General features: G+C 43.5%; 2 protein-coding genes and 1 pseudogene. 1 reads left to right on the top strand and 2 read right to left on the bottom strand.

Going from position 1 to position 3,224, the window contains the following annotated elements; translation table 11 throughout:
• Window positions 1-129 precede the first annotated feature (129 nt).
• On the bottom strand, window positions 130-1,560 hold the full coding sequence (locus tag LC574_RS32840) for an LCP family protein (protein WP_229457767.1): 1,431 nt from the start codon (window positions 1,558-1,560) through the stop codon (window positions 130-132).
• 286 nt (window positions 1,561-1,846) lie between these two features.
• On the bottom strand, window positions 1,847-2,257 hold the full coding sequence (locus LC574_RS32835; protein ID WP_229457768.1) for a hypothetical protein: 411 nt from the start codon (window positions 2,255-2,257) through the stop codon (window positions 1,847-1,849).
• Between the two features lie 223 nt (window positions 2,258-2,480).
• On the opposite strand from LC574_RS32835, the pseudogene LC574_RS32830 reads away from it, so the two are divergent.
• A pseudogene (locus LC574_RS32830) lies at window positions 2,481-3,170 on the top strand (AI-2E family transporter); the annotation flags it as partial.
• Between the last annotated feature and the right edge of the window lie 54 nt (window positions 3,171-3,224).

Here is a 3,224-nt window from a genome sequence, read left to right as displayed (position 1 = left end):
CGACTTAGGTTGAAAGCCCCCGGATTTATCCGTGGAAGCGATAAAAATTTATACTTTTTTGAATCCCCTGACTTTAGGCATGGGGAGATTCTGAATTCTGAATTCTGACTTCTGGATTCTCCTCAAGAATTATTTCGTCAGCAACTCCTCCAAAATAGATTTTTGTTGCAACCAATCCTGGCCCACTTGGATACTGATATCCGAGCCAAGGTTGCCAGTACTTTCCACACGCACTTCGCCAAATCCCAATGTTTCACGAATTGATTCGGCGCTCTCACCATCTCCTTGTTGGGCGACAATGTGAGTTACCTCTAGAGGTTCATTCCATGCCTTAGCCACATAGATGTTACGATATCCAGATTTTTCCAAAGCTCTAATTAATGGTTGGAGGTTAGAGCGATCGCCACCTGTACTATCTTGAATTGCTACACGTAAAGAGCTTGGGTCAGTCGCACTTGCCAGCTGTTCCTCTTCTAACTCCAAACCAAAGTGTTGAGCCATCAGTTTAGCAATACCATCTTTGTTGGGCAACCAATAGCTAGCATCAAACTCGCCTTTCTCGCTAAAGCGACCTGGCAGCATTAACATTTGCATATTAGAGCGATTTGTCCGCACCCCAAAACCCAATAGTGCCACTAACTCTTCAACCGTTAAGTTGGTATCAATGTAGTCTTTAACTACATCAAGAACTTTAGGTAATTGAGCAACAGTAACGGGGTTGAGTGTTTGATCCATCAAGGCACGCATGACCATTTGCTGCCGCTGAATCCGACCAATATCACCGAGTTCGTCATGGCGAAACCGCAGCAATTGTAGTGCCTGATCACCGTTGAGATGCTGCTTACCCGCCTTCAAATTGATGTATAAATGCTGAGAATCATCTTGGTACTTCATATCTTTGGGGACGTAGACTGTTACACCCCCTAAAGCATCAATCAGCTTGCCAACTCCCAGAACGTTAATTCGCACATAGCGATCAATTCCCGCCCCACCTAAGAGATTACTGACGGTTCTGGCAGTTAAAGCTGGGCCACCGTCAACATTAGCGGAATTGATTTTTTTCACCCCGTACCCCTCTATTTCTGTACGGGTATCTCTGGGAACGGAGAGCATAATTATTTTTTTCGTCTCTGGATCAAATTTGAGCAAGAGCATCACATCCGAGAGACCATCAAAGGAGTTTACCTGGGGCAGGTATTTGAGGTTTTTGGTTTCTTCGGGAGGATTTTGGATATCCGGGGGAAGTACGCTCATGCCCATAACCAAGAGATTAACCGGGCGAGTTAATTCTGAAAATCGCAGTACACCTCCAGAAATGCGATCGCCATCAAAGACCGCCTCATCCTGTGGACTTAGTTGGGCTTGTTGCAAAGGCGTACTAGTTAAAGACACCGCCAAAAGCGCCCCTGCTGTTGCTGACACCATTGCAATCCCACTCATACCTACCCAAAACCACAGCCAACGCCCGGATTTCGAGTTATGGGAGAGGGGAATTTTTTTACTGGACTTTGAGGCCTTTCCCGACTGGTTTTCTTCCGCCGAACTTCTTTGAATGGTCACAGACTTCCTCACACTTACTCACTAATCAAATTCGGTAAATTTGCAAACTAAAAACATCCAAATAAATCAACCCATAATAACTAACTCTTAATTATCAGTGCTATTTTTTTTAATTTAGTGTCAACCACAACACTTATAGCAGCATTTTTCCCTCTTTTGGGTCAACCTAGAGATGTTTTACTGAAGTATGGCAATAATAAACTGGATTTGACTAGATATATAGATAAATCAACAGTAATTTTTTAGGAAATAAGTAAAACTACTGAAAATTCCTCACCCTAAAAAATTAAGATAAGTACTTTCCTAGTACTCGTTCGGCTAAGGTAGTAAACCCTGGTAAACGCCCAGATTTGCCCTGCATCAGGCGCAAAATCAACCAGACACTTACTAAAAAGTAACCCGAAGTGAGAAAGCTATTCAGGATAAAAAGACGTAGCGGAAAAAAGTCTGAAGTTGCTGCTTTGGTAGCTAATAATAGATATCCCAACAGCCAAGTAAGCGCCAAAGTAATAGACAGACGACTAATAGCAAGTTGTTCCCGACTCCCTTGACCCCGATAGAGAGTCCACAAGGACGGAAAAAAGCCGATGATTGGAATCAAATGTAAAAGCAACTGTGTTTTGGGTATCCCTTCGGCTTCGCTCAGGGCAAGTGGGCATTGGGCACTTGTACTGAGCGAAGCCGAAGTATTGGGCATTGGGCATTGGGCATTTGTTATTTTTTCTCCCCCTGCCTTCCCTACCTTCCCTGCACCCCACTCCCCACTCCCCACTCCCCACTCCCCATTCTCTTTCGGTTCAAAATTTTCCATTTGGGTTAGTCTAACTCCTAAACTAGAAGGATGAATAAGACTCATATAGTTAGAGATAATAATCTGTAAAGAAAGATTTTATTTAGTTCTATCCAGCAATCAGCTTAAAATGCAGACACGCAAGCTACTCGACTGGTGGCAAACATTCACACCAATAGCGCGAATCGGGGCGATCGCGTTATTCCTTCCGCTACTAGTTCTTAATGGTTGGGCACTTTCGGTATTTTTTAACTATTTCCATTCTCTCATAGTCATTTTAGTCGGAGCCTCAGTGCTAGCATTTCTGCTCAACTACCCCGTGAGCTGGATGGAGCATCATGGTGCTAGGCGAGAGCAAGTCGCTATTTTAGTTTTTCTCTTGGCTTTATCGATTTTATTAGCCTTGGGTGTGACACTTTTTCCGTTAGCCCTTACCCAAGCTCAACAACTGGTGGCTCGTTTACCAGAGTTGATCGACTCTGGACGTTCTCAGTTAATGATATTAAATGAAAAAGCTGAGACTTATGGTTTACCGATTAACCTTGATGCTCTGGTAGTGCAAATCAACGATCGCGTCAAGGGACAATTGCAAGCGATCGCTGGACAAGTTTTAAATCTGGCAGTAGTTACAGTCACTAGCCTGCTAGATATTCTCTTGACGATGGTTTTGACTTTCTACCTTTTACAGCATGGAGGTGAACTCTGGGAAAGTTTAGTAGAATGGCTACCCTCTAAATTTCGCGATCCTTTTTCTAAAACAGTCCGCCTGAGCTTCCAAAATTTCTTCATCACCCAGCTAATTTTATCTACCTGTATGGCACTTTCAGCCACAAAAAGGTAGGAATGAGGGCTGATGCCATACAGGTAGATAAAA

The organism is Nostoc sp. CHAB 5715, assembly GCF_020829685.1.
Classification (GTDB): Bacteria; Cyanobacteriota; Cyanobacteriia; order Cyanobacteriales; family Nostocaceae; genus Nostoc.
Note: the sequence above shows the minus strand (reverse complement) of the source record. Positions and strands in the feature narration are given on the sequence as shown.